The sequence below is a fragment of the Nocardiopsis sp. M1B1 genome (genome assembly GCF_052466615.1).
The window spans coordinates 1209297-1231204 of the sequence record NZ_CP196194.1 but is presented as its reverse complement, the minus strand read 5'-3'; the positions used below and the strand labels follow the sequence as shown (position 1 = coordinate 1231204).

The 21908-nt window shown below is 71.4% G+C and carries 22 protein-coding genes and 1 tRNA gene; 2 read left to right on the top strand and 21 right to left on the bottom strand.

Features of this window, described 5'->3' with window-relative positions:
- Positions 1–12 precede the first annotated feature (12 nt).
- From ACSTA4_RS05515 to ACSTA4_RS05425, 19 genes are all read right to left on the bottom strand, one after another.
- Positions 13–837, bottom strand: coding sequence for a F0F1 ATP synthase subunit delta (locus tag ACSTA4_RS05515; protein ID WP_444962645.1), 825 nt, complete (start codon positions 835–837; stop codon positions 13–15).
- Positions 837–1379: a F0F1 ATP synthase subunit B gene (atpF, locus tag ACSTA4_RS05510; protein ID WP_248774807.1), complete on the bottom strand. Its 543-nt coding sequence runs from the start codon at positions 1377–1379 to the stop codon at positions 837–839. The genes ACSTA4_RS05515 and atpF overlap by 1 nt, the downstream gene beginning before the upstream one ends.
- A gap of 55 nt (positions 1380–1434) precedes the next feature.
- Entirely contained in the window at positions 1435–1665 is a 231-nt protein-coding gene (atpE, locus tag ACSTA4_RS05505; RefSeq protein WP_013151386.1) for an ATP synthase F0 subunit C, read from the bottom strand.
- A 124-nt stretch (positions 1666–1789) separates the two neighbouring features.
- Positions 1790–2620: a F0F1 ATP synthase subunit A gene (atpB, locus tag ACSTA4_RS05500; RefSeq protein ID WP_047868486.1), complete on the bottom strand. Its 831-nt coding sequence runs from the start codon at positions 2618–2620 to the stop codon at positions 1790–1792.
- Between the two features lie 105 nt (positions 2621–2725).
- The gene (locus tag ACSTA4_RS05495; RefSeq protein WP_019608761.1) at positions 2726–2956 is read right to left on the bottom strand and encodes an AtpZ/AtpI family protein; all 231 of its coding nucleotides are present in this window, start codon (positions 2954–2956) and stop codon (positions 2726–2728) included.
- A 105-nt stretch (positions 2957–3061) separates the two neighbouring features.
- Entirely contained in the window at positions 3062–3487 is a 426-nt protein-coding gene (locus ACSTA4_RS05490) for a hypothetical protein (RefSeq protein ID WP_274976433.1), read from the bottom strand.
- 224 nt (positions 3488–3711) lie between these two features.
- Positions 3712–4875, bottom strand: a complete 1164-nt coding sequence (locus ACSTA4_RS05485; protein WP_248773721.1) for an MraY family glycosyltransferase — start codon at positions 4873–4875, stop codon at positions 3712–3714.
- A gap of 12 nt (positions 4876–4887) precedes the next feature.
- A complete protein-coding gene (locus ACSTA4_RS05480) occupies positions 4888–5676 on the bottom strand; it encodes an L-threonylcarbamoyladenylate synthase (protein ID WP_444962644.1) in 789 nt (262 codons plus the stop codon).
- 221 nt (positions 5677–5897) lie between these two features.
- Positions 5898–6761: a peptide chain release factor N(5)-glutamine methyltransferase gene (gene prmC, locus ACSTA4_RS05475; protein WP_444962643.1), complete on the bottom strand. Its 864-nt coding sequence runs from the start codon at positions 6759–6761 to the stop codon at positions 5898–5900.
- Positions 6758–7828 (bottom strand): peptide chain release factor 1, encoded by a 1071-nt coding sequence (prfA, locus tag ACSTA4_RS05470; RefSeq protein ID WP_444962642.1) that lies wholly within the window; start codon positions 7826–7828, stop codon positions 6758–6760. Before prfA ends, prmC begins: the two co-directional genes overlap by 4 nt.
- 109 nt (positions 7829–7937) lie before the next feature.
- Complete coding sequence (rpmE, locus tag ACSTA4_RS05465; RefSeq protein WP_013151378.1) at positions 7938–8147, bottom strand: 50S ribosomal protein L31; 210 nt, start codon at positions 8145–8147, stop codon at positions 7938–7940.
- A 197-nt stretch (positions 8148–8344) separates the two neighbouring features.
- A complete protein-coding gene (locus ACSTA4_RS05460) occupies positions 8345–10177 on the bottom strand; it encodes an L-lactate permease (protein WP_444962641.1) in 1833 nt (610 codons plus the stop codon).
- 266 nt (positions 10178–10443) lie between these two features.
- Positions 10444–12435 carry a transcription termination factor Rho gene (gene rho, locus ACSTA4_RS05455; RefSeq protein WP_274976428.1) on the bottom strand — a complete coding sequence of 664 codons (1992 nt, stop codon included), beginning with the start codon at positions 12433–12435 and terminating at the stop codon, positions 10444–10446.
- A gap of 440 nt (positions 12436–12875) precedes the next feature.
- A complete protein-coding gene (gene thrB, locus ACSTA4_RS05450) occupies positions 12876–13814 on the bottom strand; it encodes a homoserine kinase (protein WP_444964103.1) in 939 nt (312 codons plus the stop codon).
- Between the two features lie 99 nt (positions 13815–13913).
- Positions 13914–14972 (bottom strand): threonine synthase, encoded by a 1059-nt coding sequence (thrC, locus tag ACSTA4_RS05445; protein WP_013151374.1) that lies wholly within the window; start codon positions 14970–14972, stop codon positions 13914–13916.
- 245 nt (positions 14973–15217) lie between these two features.
- On the bottom strand, positions 15218–16504 hold the full coding sequence (locus ACSTA4_RS05440) for a homoserine dehydrogenase (protein WP_444962640.1): 1287 nt from the start codon (positions 16502–16504) through the stop codon (positions 15218–15220).
- Between the two features lie 68 nt (positions 16505–16572).
- Positions 16573–17958 (bottom strand): diaminopimelate decarboxylase, encoded by a 1386-nt coding sequence (gene lysA, locus ACSTA4_RS05435; protein WP_444962639.1) that lies wholly within the window; start codon positions 17956–17958, stop codon positions 16573–16575.
- Positions 17959–18072: 114 nt separating this feature from the next.
- Positions 18073–19158 (bottom strand): DALR anticodon-binding domain-containing protein, encoded by a 1086-nt coding sequence (locus tag ACSTA4_RS05430; protein ID WP_444962638.1) that lies wholly within the window; start codon positions 19156–19158, stop codon positions 18073–18075.
- Positions 19155–19541 carry a response regulator gene (locus ACSTA4_RS05425; protein WP_248773715.1) on the bottom strand — a complete coding sequence of 129 codons (387 nt, stop codon included), beginning with the start codon at positions 19539–19541 and terminating at the stop codon, positions 19155–19157. Before ACSTA4_RS05425 ends, ACSTA4_RS05430 begins: the two co-directional genes overlap by 4 nt.
- A gap of 130 nt (positions 19542–19671) precedes the next feature.
- On the opposite strand from ACSTA4_RS05425, the gene ACSTA4_RS05420 reads away from it, so the two are divergent.
- Positions 19672–19743, top strand: a tRNA-Arg gene (locus tag ACSTA4_RS05420).
- Positions 19744–20005: 262 nt separating this feature from the next.
- Here the strand turns inward: ACSTA4_RS05420 and ACSTA4_RS05415 are convergent.
- Positions 20006–20707 carry an exonuclease domain-containing protein gene (locus ACSTA4_RS05415; protein ID WP_444962637.1) on the bottom strand — a complete coding sequence of 234 codons (702 nt, stop codon included), beginning with the start codon at positions 20705–20707 and terminating at the stop codon, positions 20006–20008.
- A gap of 229 nt (positions 20708–20936) precedes the next feature.
- On the opposite strand from ACSTA4_RS05415, the gene ACSTA4_RS05410 reads away from it, so the two are divergent.
- The gene (locus ACSTA4_RS05410; protein WP_444962636.1) at positions 20937–21455 is read left to right on the top strand and encodes an LURP-one-related/scramblase family protein; all 519 of its coding nucleotides are present in this window, start codon (positions 20937–20939) and stop codon (positions 21453–21455) included.
- Positions 21456–21638: 183 nt separating this feature from the next.
- Here the strand turns inward: ACSTA4_RS05410 and ACSTA4_RS05405 are convergent, their stop codons facing one another.
- The gene (locus tag ACSTA4_RS05405) at positions 21639–21860 is read right to left on the bottom strand and encodes a mycothiol transferase (protein ID WP_444962635.1); all 222 of its coding nucleotides are present in this window, start codon (positions 21858–21860) and stop codon (positions 21639–21641) included.
- Positions 21861–21908 lie beyond the last annotated feature (48 nt).

Here is a 21908-nt window from a genome sequence, read left to right as displayed (position 1 = left end):
CCTTGCGTTCTGTCAGCCGGCGAGGCGGCGCTGGGCCTCGGCGATACGCCCGGCGATGGTCCCGTCGATGACCTCGTCACCCACCTGGATGGACAGGCCACCCACGATCTCGGGGGCGACCTCGATGTTGAGGTGGATGTCGCGGCCGTAGACGCGCGAGAGCGCGGCTCCGAGCCGGGACTGCTGTTGCTCGCTCAGGGCGACGGCGCTGCGGACGACGGCGACGTAGCGCTTGGCGCGCTCGGCGACGAGCTGTCCGTAGTTATCCAGCGCCTGCTCCAGGGTACGGCCCCTGGGGCGGGCGACCGCTTCGCCGACCAGCACCAGAGTCGCGGGGTGCACCTTGCCCGAGAGCAGGTTCTCCACGAGGGAGAGGCGCAGCTCGGGGGCGGCCCCGTCGCGGGTGAGGGCCTCGCGGAGCTCGGGCTGGGCGATGACGATCCGCTGGAAGCGGAAGAGCTCGTCCTCCAGCTCGCCGAGCCCCGAGGCGCTCTGGAGCTGGGCGGCGGTCGCGTAGACCGCCATCCGCTCCATCGCGTCCATCAGGTCGCGCGGGCCCGACCACCTGGCCGAGACCACGTCACCGGCCACGAGGACCGCGGACGGCGACACCCTGGTCTCCAGGAGCTGCCCAATGAGGCCGGTCTTGGCCTCGGCCGGGTTCGCCTGGTCGGCGAGCCAGCGGCGCAGCGAGTGCTCGCCTCCCAGCAGGGCGACGACCTCGAAGAGCTCGCTGCCCAGGGAGACGCCGCTCTGCGGGGTGCCCGCCGACGCCAGGACGTTCTCGTCCAGGCGCCGGGTCACCTCGGCCAGCGACGTGCGGCTGATACCACGCATCAGCGCACCTCTGCCTGCTGCGTGCTGTCGCTCTGCTCCAGCTCGTCCAGGAACCGGTCGATGACGCGGTTCTGGGCGGCGCTGTCGCTGAGGGTCTCACCGACGATGCGGCTCGCCAGCTCGGTGGAGAGCGCACCGACCTCGTTGCGCAGCTGCACCAGGGCCTGCTGGCGGTCGGCCTCGATCTGGACGTGGGCCGCCTCGACGATGCGACGCGCCTCGGCCTGGGCCTCCTCGCGCGCCTCGGCGACGATCGCGGCCCGCTGCTCCTTGGCCTTCTCCAGCTCTTGGGCGTACTCGCGGTGCGCCTCCTCGAGCTTCTCCCGGTACTGCTGGCGGATCCCCTCGGCCTCGGCCTCGGCCTTCTTGGCGCGCTCGATGCCGCCCTCGATGGCGTCGTGACGCTCGTCGAGGACCGCCATGACCTTCGGCACCGCCTTGCGGGCGACAAAGAAGTAGACCACGGCGAGCGCGATCGCACCGAAGGTGAACTTCACCCAGTCGATCCGCAGAATGTTGTAATCGGCTGCCAACTCCACCAACATGGTCAGCCCTCCTTCGCGTCAGTTGCCATCAGATTCCGCCGGCGAACCTGGGTCAGGAACCGGTGGGGGCGGCGAAGGCGAGAACGAAGCCCAGGATGGCCAGGGCCTCGATCAGGGCGAAGCCCAGGTAGATGTTGGTCTGGAGCGGACCGCGCGCCTCGGGCTGGCGGGCGATGGCCTGCATGCCGAGACCGAAGACGATACCGACACCGATACCGGCGCCGATGACGCTGATGCCGTAACCGATGGTGTTGATGTTGCCGGTGATCGCAGCGATGTCCATTGATGTTTCCTTTTACTCGACGTCCGGCGTTGCGCTTCGCAAGTGGGTCAGTTCGCCGGTGTGGACGGATCTGTGGCTTCCCGCACCCCTGCCCGGCCCGGGGGGACCGGGGGGTGTGCGGGGATCAGTGGGCCGCTTCGAGGGACTGGTTGATGTACAGGCTGGCCAGGAGCGTGAAGATGAACGCCTGGACGGCCATGATCAGGATCTCGAAGAGGAAGAAGGCCAGGTAGCCGAGCAGAGCGGCACCGGAGAAGAGCACCGAAACCGTACTCAGGACCGGTCCGGCCGTCAGGTTCAGCATGTACCAGCCGCCGTAGGCGAACACGGCGAGCAGCAGGCTGCCCGCGAACATGGTCGCGAAGAGACGGAGGGCGTGCGTCACCGGCCGGATGAGGAACACCGAGAGGATTTCGATGGGGGTGACCAGGATGTAGATCACCTTGGGCATCCCCGGGGGGAAGATCTGGTTGCGGAAGTAGCCCCAGCCGCCCTGGTTGCGGACGCCGATCACGATGGTCATGACGTAGATGACCGCCGCCAGCATGGCCGTGAAGGCCAGGTTGCTGTTGACCGGCAACATACCGGGGATCAGGCCGGTGAAGTTCATGGCCAGGATGAGCGTGAACACCGCCGTCATGAACGGCAGGAACCGGTCGCCCTTGGCGCCCATCGTGGGACGGGTGATCTGGTCGCGCACGAAGAGGACCAGCATCTCTCCGACGCTCTGCCTGCGCCCGGGGACGAGGCTCAGCTTGCGGCTGAACCACGACCACAGAAGCAGGACGGCACCGACCGCGACGAGCAGCAGGACCAGGTAGAGGTCGATACCCGCGCTGCCGGGAACGTTGGTGTACCACGGTTCGGGGAAGAACATCCCGATAGTGGGCGGCGTGAAACCGCACCCGTTGTCACCGAACAAGTGGCAATTCGGTTCGGCCGCGAGAATGCGCACGTCAGCACTCACGGCGAATCCTTTCGTCGTGACGCAAGAAAGCCTCGTTGATGGTTGTTGCGGAGCGTTGTCGCGCGAACCGCGACGCCGGACTGGTTGGGGGACTCAGGAGCGACGGGACTTGGCGACGATCAGGTAGATCGCGCCCGCCATTCCCAGAACCGCCCCGATGGGCAGGAACAGTGCCTGGAAACCCAACAGCTCGTCCGCGGCCCAGCCGATCGCGCTCCAGACGAGCACGCCCGAGAGCAGAGTGGAGAAGAGGGCCCACCCGTCGGACTGACGCGGCACCGAATCCTCGTGCGCGTCTGTCTTCCTGGTCGGTTCGCTGCTCATCTCGCTCCGGAATATAGCATGTGAGCTCGGACGGGGACTCTGAGTCCCAGCCGTCGGGAAGCATCGTATTACGCCCGCTTCGAGGGGCACGGCCGGGGGACTCCATCACCCGTTCTCCGCGCTCTCGACCGGGTCGACGTGGAGCGTCTTCGTCCTGGAGATCGTCCAGGTCTGGCCGCCCAGCCAGGCCAGGACGACGGCCAACGCGCTGTACACGAAGGCCGAGCTGTTCAGGCTGGCCACGAACGAGCTGTTGCCCAGGGTGACCAGGACAACGCCGAGCACCGCCATCTTGAGGACGAAGCCCACGAGGTTCGCCGCGAGGAAGAGGTCCTTGTTCCGGCGGGTGACGAGGATGACGCCCGCCTGTCCCAGACCGAAGCAGCCGAGAACGACCACCGAGGCCAGCGCGGAGCCGGCCAGGCCCGGCGTGCCGGCGAGAAGCGCCGATACCGCCAAGGCCAGAAGGGCGCACGCCACACCCGGAAGCGCGGCACCGCGGAAGGCCCTCCAGGCGTCGTTTTCCTGCATGGCGAAGCTCCGTCTGGGGTCGTGGTTGCCTGCTCGTGAAAGCTATCACAAGGTTTTTGGTGCTGAATCCGGGGGTTCCTTAACGCGACCTTAACGGTCCACGAAGTGCCCGATCCAGGCGGTCTTCCGCGCCCGTGTCGCCTTCGCCACACCTGTCCGACCACCGTATCCGCAGGTCAGAAGTGCCTTCTTTCGTCCCCAAAGTAAGGCACGCGAGGACCCGGTCAGCCATCAGTTGGCGAATCGTGACCTGGGGCCGTCTTGACGCTTTCCTTGCGCCGCGGGAACAGCAGTCCGCGCCGCCGCAGGCGGGGCAGGGCGATGAGGCCAACCGCACACGTGGCCACCAGCGCGGTCACCGCCAGCACGATGACCCAGGAGTCGAACACCGACAGGGCGACCGCGGCGAAGGCGACGATCCCCGCCCACAGGTACATCAGCAGGACCGCGCGCACGTGGCTGTGGCCCATGTCCAGCAGGCGGTGGTGCAGGTGGCCCCGGTCCGGCGCGAACGGGGACTTGCCCGCCAGGGTCCTGCGCACGACGGCCAGCACCAGGTCGGCCAGCGGAAGGGCGATCACCAGCAGCGGCAACGCGATCGGCAGGAACACCACCAGGCCGGAGTTGAACCCCTCGCGCGCGGTGTTGGCGTCGAACTGCCCGGTCACCGTGATGGTGATCGAGGTCAGCAGCAGGCCCAGCAGCATGGCACCGGTGTCGCCCATGAACACCTTGGCCGGGTGGAAGTTGTGGCAGAGGAACCCGGCGCACGTGCCCGCGAGGATGATCGCGATCATCGCCGGATAGGACTGGCGCACGAAGCCCTGCTCCACCGCGACGACGTAGTAGTAGGCGAAGAAGGCCAGGGAGGAGATGGCGACGATGCCCGCCGCCAGGCCGTCGAGGCCGTCGGCGAAGTTGACCGCGTTGATGGTCACCACGATCAGCAGGATCGAGATCATCGCGCCCAGCCACGGCCCGAGGGAGAGCTGGGTGCCGGGCAGCGGCAGCCACAGCAGCTGCACCCCCTGCCAGACCAGGATGCCCGCGGCGGCGGTCTGCCCGGCGAGCTTGCTCAGCGCGTCCATGCCCCAGCGGTCGTCGATGACGCCGACGATGGTGATGAGCCCGCCCGCGAGCAGCAGGCCCATCCAGGTGTCGGCGAGGAAGACGTCCTGGAGGTGGGGCAGCTGGGCCGAGATCAGCAGGGCGGCGGCGAAGCCCCCGTAGATGGCCAGCCCGCCCAGTCGCGGGATGGGCTCGGTGTGCACGTCGCGGTCGCGCACCGGCGGCGTGGCGCCGAAGGCGATGGCGAACCGGCGCACCAGCGGAACGAGCAGGTAGGTCACCGCGGCGGCGATGACGAAGGTGAGCGCGTACTCACGCACGTCCTGGCCCCTCTAGTTCTTGTCGCCGTCGGGGGCGGTCCCGTGAGCGCTCCGGTCCTCCTCGCGCGGGGCCTGCGGCTCCGGAGCCGGGGCCTCCCCCGCGTCCTCGGCCTCGGCGCCCTCCGGCCGCGCGGGCTTGCGGGGCCCCCTGCGCAGCTCGCCGATCACGGTGCCGCACACCGCGCGCAGCTGTTCGATGGAGATGGCGCCCGCGCGCAGCACGCGCGGGACGGCGTAGGTCAGGTCGACGATGGTGGAGGAGACGCGGGACTCGGTCTCGCCGCCGTCCAGGTAGACGGCGATGTCCTCGTCACCGAGCTGCTCGATGGCCTCCTCCACGCGGGTCGCGGAGGGCTGGCCGGACTTGTTGGCGCTGCTCACCGCCATCGGCCCGACCTCCTTGAGCAGGTCCAGGGCGACCGGGTCCATCGGCATGCGCACGCCCACGGTGCCCTTGGTGTCGCCCAGGTCCCAGGACAGGCTGGGGGTGGCGGTGCAGACCAGGGTGAGCGGGCCGGGCCAGAACTCCTCCATGAGGTCGCGGCCGTGGTTGCCCAGGTCGTCGACGAGGGCGTTGGCGGCGCGCATCGAGCCGACCAGCACCGGCGGGGGCATCTCGCGGCCCCGGCCCTTGGTGGCGAGCAGCCTGGCCACGGCGGTCGGGCTGAAGGCGTCGGTACCGATGCCGTACACGGTGTCCGTGGGCAGCACCACAAGGTCGCCTCGGCGTACCGCGGACGCGGCGTCGGCGATGCCGTCCTTGCGGGCGGTCTCGTCCGCGCAGTCGTAGATGCGGCTCACCTGCGTTCACCTCAATCTTTGACGGAGTCCACCGGGTTCGCGGTCGGACCCGGGATACGGGGGGCACCAGCGACGCTCGGGCGCCGGCGGGGTTCTGGAGGCGTCGGACGTGCCGCCAGCGACGAAGGAGCCGGGCACGGGAGACGCCGCTGTGTTTCCTGCAACCCATTCCCGCCCTTCGGGCGCCCGAGCGCGTGAGCGAAGCGAACCGGACAACGCGATCAGCCGTCCTCGTCGGCGCGGCGCATGACCACGAAGCGGTCGCGCCGGGCCAGGTCCTTGCGGTTGAGGACGTCGCGCCAGCCCCTGTCCTCGGGGAAGAGCCAGGGGATGTCGATGCCCTGGCCGTCGTGGTGCTCCACGGCCATCGCGCCGCCGGGGCGCAGCAGCCTGCGGCCGACCGCCTCCAGCGCGCGGATCATGTCCAGGCCGTCCTCACCGGACCACAGCGCGGGGGCGGGGTCGTAGTCGCGCACCTCGGGCGGAATGGCTCCGGCCTCGCGGGTGGGGACGTAGGGGGGGTTGCTGATGAGCAGGTCCACGCGCCCGTTGAACTGGGGCAGGGCGGTGCGCATGTCGCCGTGGTGGGAGGTGACCCGGTCGGCGTGGCCGCTGGCGTCGATGTTGCGCCGGGCCCAGGCCAGGGCGTCGGGGTCGACCTCCACCGTGTGCACGCGCGAGCGCGGCACCTCCTGCGCGATGGAGATGGCGATGGCTCCCGAGCCGGTGCCGAGGTCGACCACCAGGGGGTCGGCGACGTCCATGGCGCGTAGGGTCTGGATGGCCCAGTCCACCATGATCTCGGTCTCGGGGCGGGGCACGAAGACCCCGGGTCCGACGCGGAGTTCGAGGTAGCGGAAGTAGGCGCGGCCGGTGATGTGCTGGAGGGGTTCGCGGGCCTCGCGCCGGGAGACGCACTCCCAGTAGCGGGCGTCGAAGTCGGAGTCGGCGACCGTGTGCAGCTCCCCTCGACGGACACCGTGCACGAACGCCGCGAGTTCCTCGGCGTCGGCGCGAGGTGAGGCCACGCCCGCCTCCGCGAGTCTGCGCGTCGCGCGGGCGACCTCGTCGAGCAGGACGTTCATGACGACTGAGCCGCTTCGAGCCTTTCCTTGGTGTCCGCGTCCACCAGGGCCTTGACGACCCCTCCGAGTTCCCCGTCGAGGACCTGGTCCAGGTTGTAGGCCTTGTATCCGACCCGGTGGTCGGAGATGCGGTTCTCGGGGAAATTGTAGGTGCGCACGCGCTCGGACCGGTCCACCGTGCGGACCTGGCTCTTGCGCTCGGCAGCGGCCTCGGCGTCCGCGCTGGCCTGGGCCTCGGCGTAGATGCGGGCGCGCAGGATGCGCATGGCCTGCTCCTTGTTCTGGAGCTGGCTCTTCTCGTTCTGGCACGAGGCGACGATGCCGGTCGGCAGGTGGGTGATGCGCACCGCGGAGTCGGTGGTGTTGACGCTCTGGCCGCCGGGCCCGGAGGAGCGGTAGACATCCACACGAAGGTCCTTCTCGTGGATCTCGACCTCGATGTCCTCGGCCTCGGGGACGACCAGCACACCGGCCGCGGAGGTGTGGATGCGGCCCTGGGACTCGGTGACGGGGACGCGCTGCACGCGGTGCACGCCGCCCTCGAACTTGAGCATCGGCCACACGCCCGAACCGGGCTCGGGGGTGCCCTTGTTCTTGAAGGCGATCGTGATGTCCTTGTACCCGCCGAGGTCGGAGTGGGTGGAGTCGATGACCTCGGTCTTCCAGCCCTGGCGCTCGGCGTAGCGCAGGTACATGCGCACCAGGTCACCGGCGAAGAGGGCGGACTCCTCACCGCCCTCGCCCGCCTTGACCTCCATGATGAGGTTCTTGTCGTCGGCGGGGTCGCGGGGGACGAGCAGGACGCGCAGGCGCTCGGTGAGGCGCTCGGCCTCCTCGGTCAGGCGGTCGGCCTCCTCGGCGAAGGAGGAGTCCTCGGCGGCGAGCTCGCGCGCGGCGTCGATGTCGCTCTCGACCTCCTTGAGTGCGCGGTAGGTCTCGATGATGGGGGTGAGCTGCGCGTAGCGTTTGCCCAGCGTGCGCGCCCTGGCCTGGTCTGCGTGCACCTCGGGGTCGGCGAGCTGCTGTTCCAGCTCGTAGTACTCCCCCAGTAGGTCGTCCAGCTTCACGTTCGCCCGTCCCCGTCGTGTTGTGCCTGCCTCGCCTGTCCGTCTCCCCCTCGGGGGTCAGCCTGGTCCCGCGGGGCCGGGTGAGGGCCCCGCGGGACGGCGGGCGGCGCTACTTGCGCTTGCCGAAGCGCTTCTCGAAGCGGGCGACGCGGCCGCCGGTGTCCAGGATCTTCTGCTTGCCCGTGTAGAACGGGTGGCACTCGGAGCACACCTCGGCGCGGATCTTGCCCTCGGTGACGGTGCTGCGGGTGGTGAAGTGGGCACCGCAGGTGCAGGTCACCTCGGTAGCGACGTACTCGGGGTGGATGTCGGCCTTCATGTGTGTCTCCTCATCAGGGGCGCGACCGCCGGACGCATGACTGGCCGGGCCGCCAGGGGGCGGGTCGGTCGTCGTGGGCCATGCGCGAACCGGTGTCGCGGCGATCCGGGTAACGGGGCGGCGGGCCCCGCCGAAGCAGGGGCGGGCCACTCCCCGCTACCAGTTTGCCAGACCCACAACGTTGCCGGGACCAGTACCTATTCCTCCCCCTTCCGGCGGCCTCCTTCCGGGGCGGTTCCGGCGGTGCGGGAGGGGGGCTTGTTCGCGTCGGCCCTGCGCATGAGGAGGACGAGGGCGGCGAGCACGGCGAGGATCAGGAGGAGCATGACGGTGCCGGTGTTGGGGCCGAACCCGTAGACGAGGACGTAGCTCACCGACCCCGCCAGCAGCACGTAGTAGGTCATGGGCAGGAGGCTCTGGCGGATGAGGTCGCCCTCGCGTCCGGCCAGGCCGACCACCGCGGAGGCGGCGACCACGTTGTGCACGGTGATCATGTTGCCCGCGGCGCCGCCCACGGCCTGGGTGGCCACGACGGTCTCGGGCGGGATGCCGATGCGTTCGGCGGTGGAGAACTGGAAGAGGGAGAACATCAGGTTGGACACGGTGTTGGAGCCCGCGACGAAGGCGCCCAGGGCGCCGATCCAGGGGGCGTAGAGCGGCCAGGTGGTCCCGCCCAGTTCGGCTGCTCCGGCGGCGAGGGTGAGCGGCATGCTCTCCATGGCGGTGTCGCCGAAGTCGCCTCCGGTGTTGATGAAGACGCGGACGAGCGGGACGGCGAAGAGCAGGGCGACGGCCGCCCCGGCCAGCTGCGATCCGGCCATCCGCCAGGAGTCGAGGATCTGGCGGCGCGTCATGCGGTGCAGGCCGTAGGTGAGCAGGCAGACGAGGATGAAGGTCGCGCCGGGAGAGTAGAGGGGTTCGACGAGCTGGGAGACGGGGGTGCCGAAGATGTCGGTGGCTCCGACCGTGACGCCGGTCAGCCAGTTCTCCAGGGGCGTGACGGTGCGGGTGGCCACCAGCAGCGCGGCGACCATGAGGTAGGGCGCCCAGGCGGCCAGGAAGCCGACACGCCTGCCGTCGGCGGGCGCGGTCTCGTCGTCCCCCGGGGAGAGCGTGCCGCTCCAGCGGGCCAGCCAGTCCTCGCGGGGCGGGAAGTCCCAGGTCCGCTTGGGCATGAGGAAGCCCTTGCGCGCGGCGAGGACGACGATGACCAGGCCGGTGAGGCCGCCGAGGAGGCTGGTGAACTCCACGCCGAGGAAGTGGTTGTACAGGACCGAGGGGACGGTCATGGCGAAGGCGGCGAACAGCGCGAACCTCCACACCCCGAGGCCGTCGGAGAAGCGCCGGTTCCCGCCGTAGAAGCCGCAGAGCATGCAGCAGATGAAGAGCGGGACGAGGGTTCCGGCGACGGCGTGCAGCAGGACGGTCTGGAACCCGATGAGGCTGACGAACCCGGGCACGTCCAGGCCGAGTTCGGCGGCGCGCGCGGCGACCGCGGACGAGCCCTCCAGCCCTCCGGAGACGCCGACGAGGATGGGCGTGCCCACCGCACCGAAGCTGACCGGTGTGCTCTGGATGACCAGGCCGACCATGACGGCGGCCATCGCGGGGAAGCCCAGGGCGAGCAGGAGCGGCGCGGCCACGGCGGCGGGGGTGCCGAAGCCGGAGGCGCCCTCGATGAAGCTGCCGAACAGCCAGCCGATGATGATCGCCTGGACGCGGCGGTCGGGGCTGATGTCGGTGAAGGTGGCGCGGATGGTGGCGATGGCGCCGCTCTTGGTGAGGGTGGACAGCAGCAGGAGCGCGCCGAAGATGATGTAGAGCAGACCGATCGCGAGGATGAGTCCCTGGACGGTGGAGGCCGCGATCGCGACCCAGTCGGTCCGCCAGAAGAGGACGGCGACGGCGACCACGACGACGTATCCGGCGGGCATCGCGTACATGGCCGGGAGGCGGAACCCGACGAGCAGGACGCCGACGAGGACGATCGGGGCGAGCGCGAGGAGGCTGAGTAGGGCGAGGTTGTCCATCCGGGCGGCTCCCTGGTGCGGGGACTACTCGACGGCGCGACCCTAAATCGTTTTCCTGTCGCGGGATACACCCTTCTGTGATCCGCAACACAGTAGTGATCTTTTTCGTCTCACGGGCTGCTCCTTCCGCGATTCGAAAGGAGAGCGGTTGCGGAAGCGGCCGGTCCCGCGCGGGACTCCGCCCGGAGCGGACGCGTTCCGCGCGGACACGACGAAGCCCCCCTCCCGGAACGGGAGAGGGGCCTGCTTCGACCGGGGGTCGCGGGTCAGCGCTCGGGGCCCACGGTGGTCTTCTGGATCTGGAGCAGGAACTCGGCGTTGCTCTTGGACTCCTTCATCTTGTCCAGGAGCAGCTCGATGGCCTGCTGGGTGTCGAGCGCGTGCAGCACCCGGCGCAGCTTCCAGACCACGTTGAGCTCCTCGGACGACATGAGGATCTCCTCCTTGCGGGTGCTGGACGCGTCCACGTCCACCGCCGGGAAGATCCGCTTGTCGGCCAGGCTCCGGTTGAGCTTGAGCTCCATGTTGCCGGTGCCCTTGAACTCCTCGAAGATCACCTCGTCGGCGCGCGAGCCGGTCTCGACCAGCGCCGTGGCCAGGATGGTCAGCGAGCCGCCGCCCTCGATGTTGCGGGCCGCGCCGAAGAAGCGCTTGGGCGGGTAGAGCGCCGTGGAGTCCACACCGCCGGACATGATGCGCCCGCTGGCCGGGGCGGCCAGGTTGTAGGCGCGACCCAGGCGGGTGATGGAGTCCAGCAGGACGACGACGTCCATGCCCATCTCCACGAGCCGCTTGGCGCGCTCGATGGCCAGGTCGGCGACGACCGTGTGGTCCTCGGCGGGCCGGTCGAAGGTCGAGTGGATGACCTCGCCCTTGACCGTGCGCTGCATGTCGGTGACTTCCTCGGGCCGCTCGTCGACCAGGATCACCATCAGGTAGCACTCGGGGTTGTTCTCGGTGATGGCGTTGGCGATCGCCTGCACCACCATCGTCTTGCCCGCCTTGGGCGGGGAGACGATCAGCCCGCGCTGCCCCTTGCCGATGGGCGCCACGAGGTCGATGATGCGCGTGGTGAGGATCTGCGGCTCGGTCTCCAGGCGCAGGCGCTCCTGGGGGTACAGGGGAACCAGCTTGGAGAACTCCTGGCGGCCCCGGGCCTGGTCGGGCGACATGCCGTTGACCGAGTCCAGGCGCACCAGGGCGTTGAACTTCTCCCTGCGCTCGCCGTCCTTGGGCTGGCGGACCGCGCCGATGATGTGGTCGCCCTTGCGCAGGCCGTGCTTGCGGACCTGGGCCAGGGAGACGTAGACGTCGCTCTGGCCGGGGAGGTAGCCGGTGGTGCGCACGAAGGCGTAGTTGTCCAGGATGTCGAGGATGCCCGCGACCGGCAGCAGGACGTCGTCCTCGCCGATCACCGGCTCCGGCTCCTGGCCCCCGCCGCGTCCGCGGCGGTCACGGCGGTCCCGGCGGCGCCCGCGGCGGCGTCCGCCGAAGTCGTCGTCGTCGCCGCCACCGCCACCACCGGAGCCGCGGCCCTGGTTCTGGCCGCCACCACCCTGCTGGGCGTTGCTGTTCGCGTTCTGGTCGTCACCGCCGCGGTTGCGGTTGCGGCGGTTGCGCTGGCGCTCGCGACCCTGCCCGGACCTGTTGTCACGGTCCTCGGCGGAGTCGGGGCCGTTCTTCTGGGGGGTGCTGGATGTCTTGGTCACGCTGCTCGCGGAGGTAGAGGATTCGGCGCCGTCCACCGCCCGGGGCTGGTCGCCGGGCTCGTCACCGCGTCGGCGGGACGAACGACGACCGCGGGAGGGCTTGTCGCCCCGTCCGCCCTGGGGGTCGGTCACGGCCTGGTCCGACGGCTGCTTGTCCGCGCGCTTGCGCGGGGCCTCGTCCGAGCCCGGCGTCTCGGGAGCCTCGGCCCGGCCGTCGGTTGCCTCGACCTTACCGGCCTTGGACGCCGTCTCTGCGCTCTTTGCTGTTTTGGCCTTCGTGGGGCCGCCGACCGGGCCGCCCTGCTTGGCCTCGATCGCGGCGATGACGTCGCTCTTGCGCATGCGCCCCGTACCGGTGATACCCAGGCTGGACGCGAGCTTCTGGAGCTCGGGGAGCTTCAGGGCCGCGAGACCGGTGCCGCGCGACGCCGTGCGGGACCGCGAGGGCGTGGCTGTCGGCGCGCCATCGCCAGCCTCCGTCACGGAAACGCCGGTGGTGGCTTTGTCTTCGACCGCCGCGTCCGTTCGGAGTTCGGTGGTGTCGCTCACTAAGGGTCCTTCCCAAGGAGCGGGCGTCGGCCGTCAGCGGGTGCTGGAGCGGCCGGCCCGGTGGTGCGAACCGGCAGGGCCGGGTAGGGCGTGCCCCACGTGGATGTTCGGAAACCGGCGTGAAGGCGGTCCCGTACCCAATCGCGACGGGCTCTGGGTACAGCCAGACGTCGGGGCGGATGGCTCGGTGGTGTTGCCCGTCCATCGTGGAGACACGCTCATCCGAGGAGGAGCGGGCTGCGATGACGTTGGCGACAGTCGCGGGAGAACCGCGGACTCGACACGTCGGCCGCCGCTTCCGGTTGGTCGTGGGACCGGACCACCGGAGTATGGGACGCGAAGGCCGTTGTGGCGGATGAGCACTCGCCCCGCAACGGGGCATCTGGTGCTTCACCTAGCCTAACACCACCACAGGCCACGGCTATTCCTCGACACAGGTGCTACGGATGGGGAGATGGGGACCGCACCCCCGCCAGCTCCACGAGCAGGGGGCGTATGTCCCAATTCTTACCCGCCCTCCGGCGGATCGAATCAACCTGGTCCGCGATTTCCGGCGAATCCGCGGACGCCTCCCCCGCCCCCGTGGAGCACAGGACCAGGACCGTCGGCCCCGCCCCGGAGACCACCGCGGGCAGTTTCTCGTGTTGCCGCAGGTCACGGATGAGGTCGAGGGTGTCCGGCATGGCCGGGGCGCGGTAGGACTCGTGTAGCCGATCCCGCGTGGCCGCGTACAGGGCCTCGGGATGGCCACAAACGGCCGCGGTCATCAGCGCGGCGCGCCCGGCGTTGAACGCGGCGTCGCCGTGGGGCACCCGCTCGGGCAGCAACCCGCGGGCCCGTTCGGTGGACAGCCGCCACTCGGGCACGCACAGCACCGGTAGGACGCGGGGGTCCGGGGCCAGGGACACCGCGCCCCAGCGGTCGCCGTCGCGGTAGGCGACCGTGTAGCCGCCGTAGACGCAGGGGGCCACGTTGTCGGGGTGGCCCTCGATGTCCGCGGCGATCTGGTAGACGCCGTCGCGGTCCGGTCCGCCGTCGGGGCCGGTGCGCCCCAGCAGGGCGCTGGCGGCGGCCACGCCGCCGACGATCGCCGAGGAGGAGGAGCCCAGACCGCGCGCGTGCGGGACTCCGTTGACGCAGGTCAGGTCGAGTCCGGGCAGTTGTTCCCCGGCCCGCTCGAAGGTCTCGCGCATGGCGCGCACCACGAGGTGGCGCTCGTCGAGGGGGACCTCGTCGGCGCCCTCCCCCTCGACGCGCACGCGCAGCTCGCCGTCCTCTCGGAGGGACGCCTCGAACGTGTTGTACAGGCGCAGTGCCAGGCCCAGGGCGTCGAAGCCCGGTCCCAGGTTGGCGCTGGTGGCGGGGGCCTGGACGGACACCCGGGTGGAACGTGATGGGCTCACGGTGGGTTCCTTCGGTGTTCTCGCGCTCTCGCGGGCCCGGCCGGGGGCCGGGCGCCGGGGGGCGGAGCGGGCGGGTCAGGCCAGGTCGAGGGCCTGGGCCGCGGCGAGGGCGTCGACCGGGACGGTGGTGGCGGAGGAGGCTCCGGCCAGCGCCCAGTCGGGGTCCTTGAGGCCGTTGCCGGTCACGGTGCACACCACGCGGCTGCCGGGCTCGACCAGCCCCGCCTGGACGGACTGGAGCAGGCCGGCGACGCTGGCGGCGGAGGCCAGCTCCACGAACACGCCCTCCTCGGCGGCGAGGAGCTTGTAGGCGGCCATGATCTGGCGGTCGGTGACCTTGTCGATGAGGCCGCCGGACTCGTCGCGGGCCTGCTCGGCCAGCTTCCAGGAGGCGGGGTTGCCGATGCGGATGGCGGTGGCGATGGTGCTCGGGCTGGTGACGGGCGCGCCGTTGACGATGGGTGCGGAGCCGCTGGCCTGGAAGCCGAGCATGCGCGGGTTGCGGGTGGAGATCCCGTCCCTGGAGTACTCGGTGTAGCCCATCCAGTAGGCGGTGATGTTGCCCGCGTTGCCCACGGGGATGCAGTGGACGTCGGGGGCGTCGCCGAGGGCGTCGACGATCTCGAAGGCGGCGGTCTTCTGCCCCTGGAGGCGGTAGGGGTTGACCGAGTTCACCAGGGCGACCGGGTAGTCCACGCTGAGCTTGCGGGCCAGTTCGAGGCAGTCGTCGAAGTTGCCGTCGACCTGGAGCAGGCGGGCGCCGTGGACGAGGGCCTGGGCCAGCTTGCCCATGGCGATCTTGCCCTGGGGCACCAGCACGGCGCAGGTCATGCCCGCGCGGATGGCGTAGGCGGCGGCGCTGGCGCTGGTGTTGCCGGTGGAGGCGCAGATGACGGCCTTGGCGCCGTCCTCGGCGGCCTTGGTGATGGCCATGGTCATGCCGCGGTCCTTGAAGGACCCGGTGGGGTTGAGCCCCTCGACCTTGAGGAAGACCTCGCAGCCCGTGAGCTCGGACACGCGCGTGGCGGGCAGCAGGGGCGTGCCGCCCTCCTGGAGGGTGACAACGGGGGTGCTCTCGTTGACGGGGAGGCGGTCGCGGTACTCCTCGACGATGCCTCGCCACGCCCGTGCCATGCTCACGACTTGTCCCTTTCGGGTGGATGCGGCTTCGCTTGACGCGCGGTGGAAGCGGCGGGGCTCCCGGACGGCCCGGCGGCGCGTCCGTCGTCCCCACCAGCTACGAGTCTATGACCCCGCCCGCACTATCTCGAATCGCGGTCGGGTGTCTCATGATACGGACACAGGGGTCGGCAGGGCGGGCCGCACGGGTTCCGTGCGGCCCGCCCCGGGGTCGCGGCCGTCCGCGGTGCGCGGTCCCCTCAGTCGGCGAAGGTCTCCACGCGCATCACGCTGGCCACCTCGCGGACCATGTCGTGGACGCGCAGGTCCTCGACCGTGGCGCTGAGCGCGGCGTCGGGGGCGGGGTGGCTCACCAGCACCAGCTGGGCGTCGTCCCCGCTGCCCTCCTGGCGCACGTTCTTGATGGACACGCCGTGGTCGGCGAAGATCTCCGCGACCTTGGACAGCACGCCGGGGCGGTCCGCCACGTCCAGCGCCACGTGGTAGCTGGTGATGGTCTCGCCCATGTCGTGCACCGGCAGCCCGGTGTCGTGCCCGCCCTCGGCCACCGAGGTGTCGGCGAGGCGGTTGCGCGCCACCGCGACCAGGTCGCCCAGGACCGCGCTGGCGGTGGGGGTGCCCCCCGCCCCGGCCCCGTAGAACATCAGGCGGCCCGCGGACTCGGCCTCCACGAACACCGCGTTGTAGGCCTCCTTGACACTGGCCAGGGGGTGCTCGACCGGGAGCATCACCGGGTGGACGCGCACACCCACCGACTCGCCGTCCTGCGAGCGCTGGCAGATGGCCAGGAGTTTGACCACGCAGCCCATCGCGCGGGCGCTGGCGATGTCGCCCGCGGACACGCCGGTGATGCCCTCGCGGTGCACGTCGGCGGCGGTCACCCGCTGGGTGTGGAAGGCCAGCCGGGCCAGGATGGCGGCCTTGGCCGCCGCGTCGAAGCCCTCCACGTCGGCGGTGGGGTCGGCCTCGGCGTACCCGAGGGCCTGCGCCTGCTCCAGGGACTCGGTGAACCCGGCGCCCAGGGAGTCCATCCGGTCGAGGATGTAGTTGGTGGTGCCGTTGACGATGCCCAGCACGCGGTTGACCCTGTCCCCCGCGAGCGAGTCGCGCAGGGGCCGCAGCAGCGGGATCGCGCCCGCCACGGAGGCCTCGTAGTACAGGTCCACCCCGGCGTCGCGGGCGGCGGCGTGCAGGGTCTGGCCGTCCTCGGCGAGCAGGGCCTTGTTGGCCGTGACCACGGACTTGCCCGCCTTGATCGCGGCGAGGATCAGCGAGCGGGCCGGTTCGATGCCGCCGATGACCTCCACCACGAGGTCGATGTCGGGACGCGTGGCCAGGGCCGTGGCGTCGGTGGTCAGCAGCGCCGGGTCGACACCGCGGTCGCGGCCCAGGCGGCGCACCGCGATGCCCCCGATCTCGATGGGCGTGCCCACCCGCGCGGCCAGTTCCTCGGACTGCTCGTTGACCAGGCGGACGACTTCCGAGCCCACCACGCCGCATCCGAGCAGCGCCACCTTCATCGCCATTTGGGCGTGACTCCCACTTCTCTCGTGAATCCTCGTCTCGGGGCGGCCCCGGCCGCCGTCGGGACCGTTCAGCCGACGTCGAGGCGGAGGAGGTCCTCCTCGTTCTCCCTGCGCACGATGACGCGGGAGCTCCCGCCGCGGACCGCGACCATGGCCGGCCGGGGCAGGTGGTTGTAGTTGCTCGCCATGGAGTAGCAGTAGGCCCCGGTGGCGGCGACGGCCACCAGGTCGCCCGGGCGCAGGTCGGCGGGCAGGTAGAGGTCGTGGACGATGATGTCGCCGCTCTCGCAGTGCTTGCCGACCAGGCGGGACAGCATGGGTTCGGCGTCGCTCTCGCGGGAGACGAGCTGGCTGGTGTACTCCGAGCCGTACAGGGCGGTGCGGATGTTGTCGCTCATGCCGCCGTCGACGCTGACGTAGGTGCGGATGCCCTCGACGTCCTTGACGGTACCGACCTCGTAGACGGTGATCCCCGCCGGGCCCGCGATGGCGCGGCCGGGCTCGACCGCGATGCGGGGCACCGGCAGTCCGGCCTCCTCGCACTCGCGGCGCACGATGGAGGTGAGGCTCCCCGCGATGGTCTTGGGGTCCAGGGGGTCGTCGCCGGAGGTGTAGGCGATGCCCAGGCCGCCGCCGAGGTCGAGCTCGGCCAGGGTGACGCCCAGCTCCTCGTGGACCCCGGTGAGGAACCGGGTCACGCGGCGGGCGGCGACCTCGAAGCCGGAGGTGTCGAAGATCTGCGAGCCGATGTGCGAGTGCAGGCCGACGAGTTCCAGGTGCCGGTCGGCCAGGACGCGGCGGACGGCCTCGGCGGCGGCGCCGGTGCTCATCGCGAAGCCGAACTTCTGGTCGTCGTGGGCGGTGGCGACGAACTCGTGGGTGTGCGCCTCCACGCCGGTGGTGACGCGGATGAGGACCTTGGGCCGGGCTCCGAGTTCGGCGGCGATCGCGCCGAGGCGCCCGATCTCGTCGAGGGAGTCGATGATGACGCGGCCCACCCCGGCCTCGACGGCGCGGCGCAGCTCGGCGGCGGACTTGTTGTTGCCGTGCATGCCGATGCGCTCGGCGGGGACCCCTGCGGCCAGGGCGACGGTGAGTTCGCCGCCCGAGCACACGTCGAGCTTGAGCCCCTCCTCGTTGACCCAGCGCGCGACGGCCTTGGTCAGCAGGGCCTTGCCCGCGTAGTAGACGTCGGCGTCGGAGAAGGCGGTGCGGTAGTCGCGGGCGCGGCCCCGGAAGTCCTCCTCGTCCATGACGAAGAGCGGTGTGCCGTGGGCGGCGGCGAGTTCGCGCACGCCGACGCCGCCGACGGTGAGTTCACCGTCCGCTCGGCGCGCGGTGGCGGGCCACACGCGCGGGTCGAGGGCGTTGAGGTCCTCGGGCGGCAGCGGCGGGTTGTCCTCCGGCAGGATCTCCGCGTGGCGGGAACCGGCGGGGTGGGCGTAGCGGCTCATGATCGGCTTTCGGCTGGGACTGTACGGCTGTGCGGGTCGGCGGCACCCCCCATTGTCCACCGAACCGATCGGAACACCAGGGACGGGTACGGCCCACCGGGGGGCGCGGAGCGTCTACAGCCTTGTGGGCGCTGACACCCCGAGCAGGAGGAGTCCGGCGCCGAGGATCCCGGCGACGGCCGCTGGCAGGGCCGGGTCCGCGGCGGTCCGCTCAGAGGCTTCGGGGACCGCGGCGGAACACGTCCGCCACTCATCGTAGGCACTGGTCAGCGCCTCCAGGTATCGGACCAGGATATGGGGTTCCTCTCGGCGGGCGGCCGTGTCCAGGACGCTGGGGCCGTCGAAGAGGAGGCCGCGCACGGCGGCGGTGCGGTCGGGGTCGGCCGCGGGGGGCGGCGCGCCCTCGGCGGTCCAGCGCACGAGGCTGGTCGCGTGGGCGTGGGCGTAGCGCATCCGGAAGGCGGGGTTGGCGTCGGTCAGGCGCGCCCAGGCCCCGGGGTACTCGGCGGAGGGCAGCACCGGCAGGTCGCGCCCGGTGGTCTCGGTCCCGCGCGGGCGTTCGGGCACCGAGCGGCAGAAGGCGACGCGCGCGCTGTCCTCGCCGACCGCGCCGAGGGCGCGCGCGGCGGGGGTGAGCAGTTCCCGGTGCCCGCCGTCGAGGTAGGGGTCGCGCCAGGTGGCCCCGCCGGGGGCGGGCGGAGGGGTCTGGGGGCCGACGGCCAGGGCGATGCGGGCGCGGGCGTCGGTGCGGGCGAGCCTGCGGGCCTGGGCGACCGGCCCGGCCTCGTGCAGGGCGGAGGCCGGCCACTCCCCTTCGCCGTCCCAGTCCCGGCCGGTGAGGAAGCGGGGCCCGTCGGCCGCCGCGGTGAGCAGGGCGTCGCGCTGGCGCCCGGTGAAGGTGACGTTGAGGAAGCCGCGTCCGTCGCCGGTGACGCGGTCGAAGTCCACCAGGCCCTCGTCGCGCATGGCCGAGAGCTCGGCGGCGACGCGGTCGCGGACCTCGGCGCGGCGGTCCCCCCGGCGGTCGGGCTCCCGGCCTCCGGAGCCGCCCGCCAGGCGGGGCGGCAGGGCGGTGGCGGCGTCGGCGCCCCCGTCCGCGTGGTCGTTGCGGGGCCACACGAAGGGGATCGCGTCCGGGGCCAGGTCCAGGGCCCGCGCGGCGGCCGTGCGGACGGCGGCCTCCAGTTGTCCGGGGGTCACTCCGGGCCCCTGTCGACCAGGCTCCGGATGATGTCGATGAGCACGTCGGGGTCGAAGGGCTTGGTGAGGTAGGCGTCCATACCGACGCGCCTGCCGCGCTGGTGGTCCGTCTCCTGGGTGCGCGCGGTGACCATGATGATGGGGCGGTCGCGGGTGCGGGCGTCGGCGCGCAGGCGCTCGACGGCCGTCCAGCCGTCCACACGGGGCATCATGACGTCCATGGTGACCACGTGCGGGTCGATGTGCGCGGCGCGGTCGAGGCAGTCCTGGCCGTCCACGGCGGTGAACACCTCGAACCCCTCCAGTTCGAGGTTGAGGCGGATGAGCTCGCGGATGACGTCGTCGTCCTCGACGACGAGAACCCGTGTGGGTAGGGCGTTCACGGGCGCGACACTACCGCCGCCGGGCGACACGGCACCACCGGAACGCGTTCATCGCCGGGCCGGGCCGGGCGCGGCGGCGACGGGTGGACGAAGGACGGCGCGATCCTGCTAGAGTTGTTCACGCAAGCCAGCCCCCTTAGCTCAGGGGATAGAGCATCGGCCTCCGGAGCCGGGTGCGCAGGTTCGAATCCTGCAGGGGGCACATCACAGCGGACCAGCGGGATCTCCCGGCTGGCCGACCGGAACGACGCCGACCGCCACGGTCGGCGTTCTTCGTTTTCCGCCACCTGCGATCGCGTCCGCCGGGTTCTGCCCCGGGCAGGGCGCACGGCGGACAGGACGCGCGACGCCGTGAGGGGCGGGGCGCCGGGGGCTCCCGGCGCCCCGCCCCTCGTTTTCGTGCCGTCCGCGGTCCGGGCCGCCGGTGGCCGTCCGGCCGCCGCGGTGCGGCGGGCGGCGCCCGGTCAGGCGGGGCCGGGCAGCGGCCAGGAACCGTCCACGACCGCCTCGGGGTCCCTGCGCCGCAGGTACTCCTGGAAGCTCGCGGCCTGTTCGGCCTTCCAGTCGGCCTGCGCGGCGTGCAGGTCGTCGATGTCCATGGCCGCCAGTTCGGGGTGGGCGGCGGCGAGCTTCCAGGCCAGCCGGGCGGCGGCGAGCGCGTCCGCGGCGGCCCCGTGCGCCTGGTCGGCGTCCAGGCGCACGCCGTGGTGGGCGCACACGTCGACCAGCTTGCGCGAGCCGCGCCGGAAGGTGTCGAAGCGCTTGTCGATCACCAGCGGGTCCAGGACGCGCAGCATCCCGTCGAAGCGCGCCCCTGCGTCGTGGCGCCGGAGTTCGGCGGAGAGCAGGCCCAGGTCGTAGGGGGCGTTGTAGACCACCACCGGCAGCCCGTCCACGGCGGCCTTCTCCAGGGCGGCGCCGATCTCGGGCACCGCCTCGGCGGCGGGGCGGCCGTGCTCACGGGCGTGCTCGGTGGTGATGTGGTGGATGTCGGTGGCCTCCCGGGGGATCTCGATCCCGGGGTCGATGAGCCAGGTGGTGACGTCCTTGGTGCGTGCGGCGGGGTCGATGCGCCACAGGGCGGCGGTGACGATCCGGTCGTTGCCGGTGTCCAGGCCGGTGGACTCGGTGTCGAACGCGGCCATGGGCCGGGTGTGCCAGGTCATGGGGACCTTTCCGGGTCGGGATGTGCCCATAGGTACCCGCTCCGGCGCGTGTTGTGCCGGAGCGGGCGGACTTTCGCGGGTGCGGTCCCTCCCGTGGACGGTGTCGGCGCGGGGCCCGCCGCGCGGTCCGACGGCCGGTGCCCGCCCGGTGCGGCGCCGTCCGGAAGGCGTTGTCCACAGGCGCGGACGGCCTCTGGTGCGGCGGGCGCGCGTGCCCTAACTTCGGAGCATGAAGTTCCTGGTACGCGAACGCGTTTTCGACATCGGTGACGACTACTGGGTGACCGACGAGGCGGGTGAGAAGGTCTTCCTCGTGGACGGCAAGGCGCTGCGGCTGCGCACGACCTTCGAGCTCAAGGACACCGGCGGCACCGTCCTCGCCGTCATCCGCAAGAAGCTGTTCAGACTGCGCGACCAGATGAGGGTCGAGCGGGAGGGCGGCACCACCGCCACCGTCCGCAAGCGCCTGGTCAACCCGCTGCGCGACAAGCTCGTGGTGGAGGTGGAGGGCGCGCCGGACTGGGAGGTGACCGGGGACTTCCTCGACAAGGAGTACGTGATCAGCGACGAGCACGGCACCGTCGCGCACGTGTCCCGCAAGTGGTTCCGCGTCCTGGACACCTACGCGGTGGACGTGAACACCCACCGCGCCGACATCGCCGGGGACCCCGCCCTGGTGATCAGCGTGGCGGTGGCCGTGGACGCCCTCACCCGTGACGAGGACGACGAGGAGGGGCCGGGGGACTGAACCGGGGCGCGCGGCGGCGCCCCGGCCCTCCCCCGGGTCAGGCGTCGCGCCGGCGGAACAGCCACAGCGCCGCCGCCCACACCAGCACCGCCATGGAGGGCGGGCGGGCCGCGGGTTCGGTCGCGGCGGTCACCGGTGGTGCTCCGTTCCGGAGGCGGGCGGGGAGTGCCCCCGTCCACGGTCTCAGTGTCCGGTGGATCCGTCGACGCGCTCGCGCAGCAGGTCGGCGTGGCCGTTGTGGCGCGCGTACTCAGCGATCAGCCTCACCAGCATGGTCCGCAGCTGGACGGGGTCCCCGTGATCCGGTCCGCCGATCGCGTCCAAGGGGGAGGCGGCGGCGATCTCCCGCCCTCGGGCGACCTCCTCGTGCCAGACCGCGAACGCATCGGCCGGGTCGCCCACCACGTCGCCGAGGACGGAGAGGGTGGCTGGCTGTAGTGCCCGGGGTGTCCG

Coding starts and splice junctions, on each gene's coding strand:
- ACSTA4_RS05515 (WP_444962645.1), bottom strand. CDS start 837: ATGCGTGGTATCAGCCGCACGTCGCTGGCCGAGGTGACCCGGCGCCTG.
- atpE (WP_013151386.1), bottom strand. CDS start 1,665: ATGGACATCGCTGCGATCACCGGCAACATCAACACCATCGGTTACGGC.
- ACSTA4_RS05495 (WP_019608761.1), bottom strand. CDS start 2,956: ATGAGCAGCGAACCGACCAGGAAGACAGACGCGCACGAGGATTCGGTG.
- ACSTA4_RS05490 (WP_274976433.1), bottom strand. CDS start 3,487: ATGCAGGAAAACGACGCCTGGAGGGCCTTCCGCGGTGCCGCGCTTCCG.
- prmC (WP_444962643.1), bottom strand. CDS start 6,761: ATGAACGTCCTGCTCGACGAGGTCGCCCGCGCGACGCGCAGACTCGCG.
- rpmE (WP_013151378.1), bottom strand. CDS start 8,147: ATGAAGGCCGACATCCACCCCGAGTACGTCGCTACCGAGGTGACCTGC.
- ACSTA4_RS05460 (WP_444962641.1), bottom strand. CDS start 10,177: ATGGACAACCTCGCCCTACTCAGCCTCCTCGCGCTCGCCCCGATCGTC.
- thrC (WP_013151374.1), bottom strand. CDS start 14,972: ATGGCACGGGCGTGGCGAGGCATCGTCGAGGAGTACCGCGACCGCCTC.
- ACSTA4_RS05440 (WP_444962640.1), bottom strand. CDS start 16,504: ATGGCGATGAAGGTGGCGCTGCTCGGATGCGGCGTGGTGGGCTCGGAA.
- lysA (WP_444962639.1), bottom strand. CDS start 17,958: ATGAGCCGCTACGCCCACCCCGCCGGTTCCCGCCACGCGGAGATCCTG.
- ACSTA4_RS05415 (WP_444962637.1), bottom strand. CDS start 20,707: ATGACCTGGCACACCCGGCCCATGGCCGCGTTCGACACCGAGTCCACC.
- ACSTA4_RS05410 (WP_444962636.1), top strand. CDS start 20,937: ATGAAGTTCCTGGTACGCGAACGCGTTTTCGACATCGGTGACGACTAC.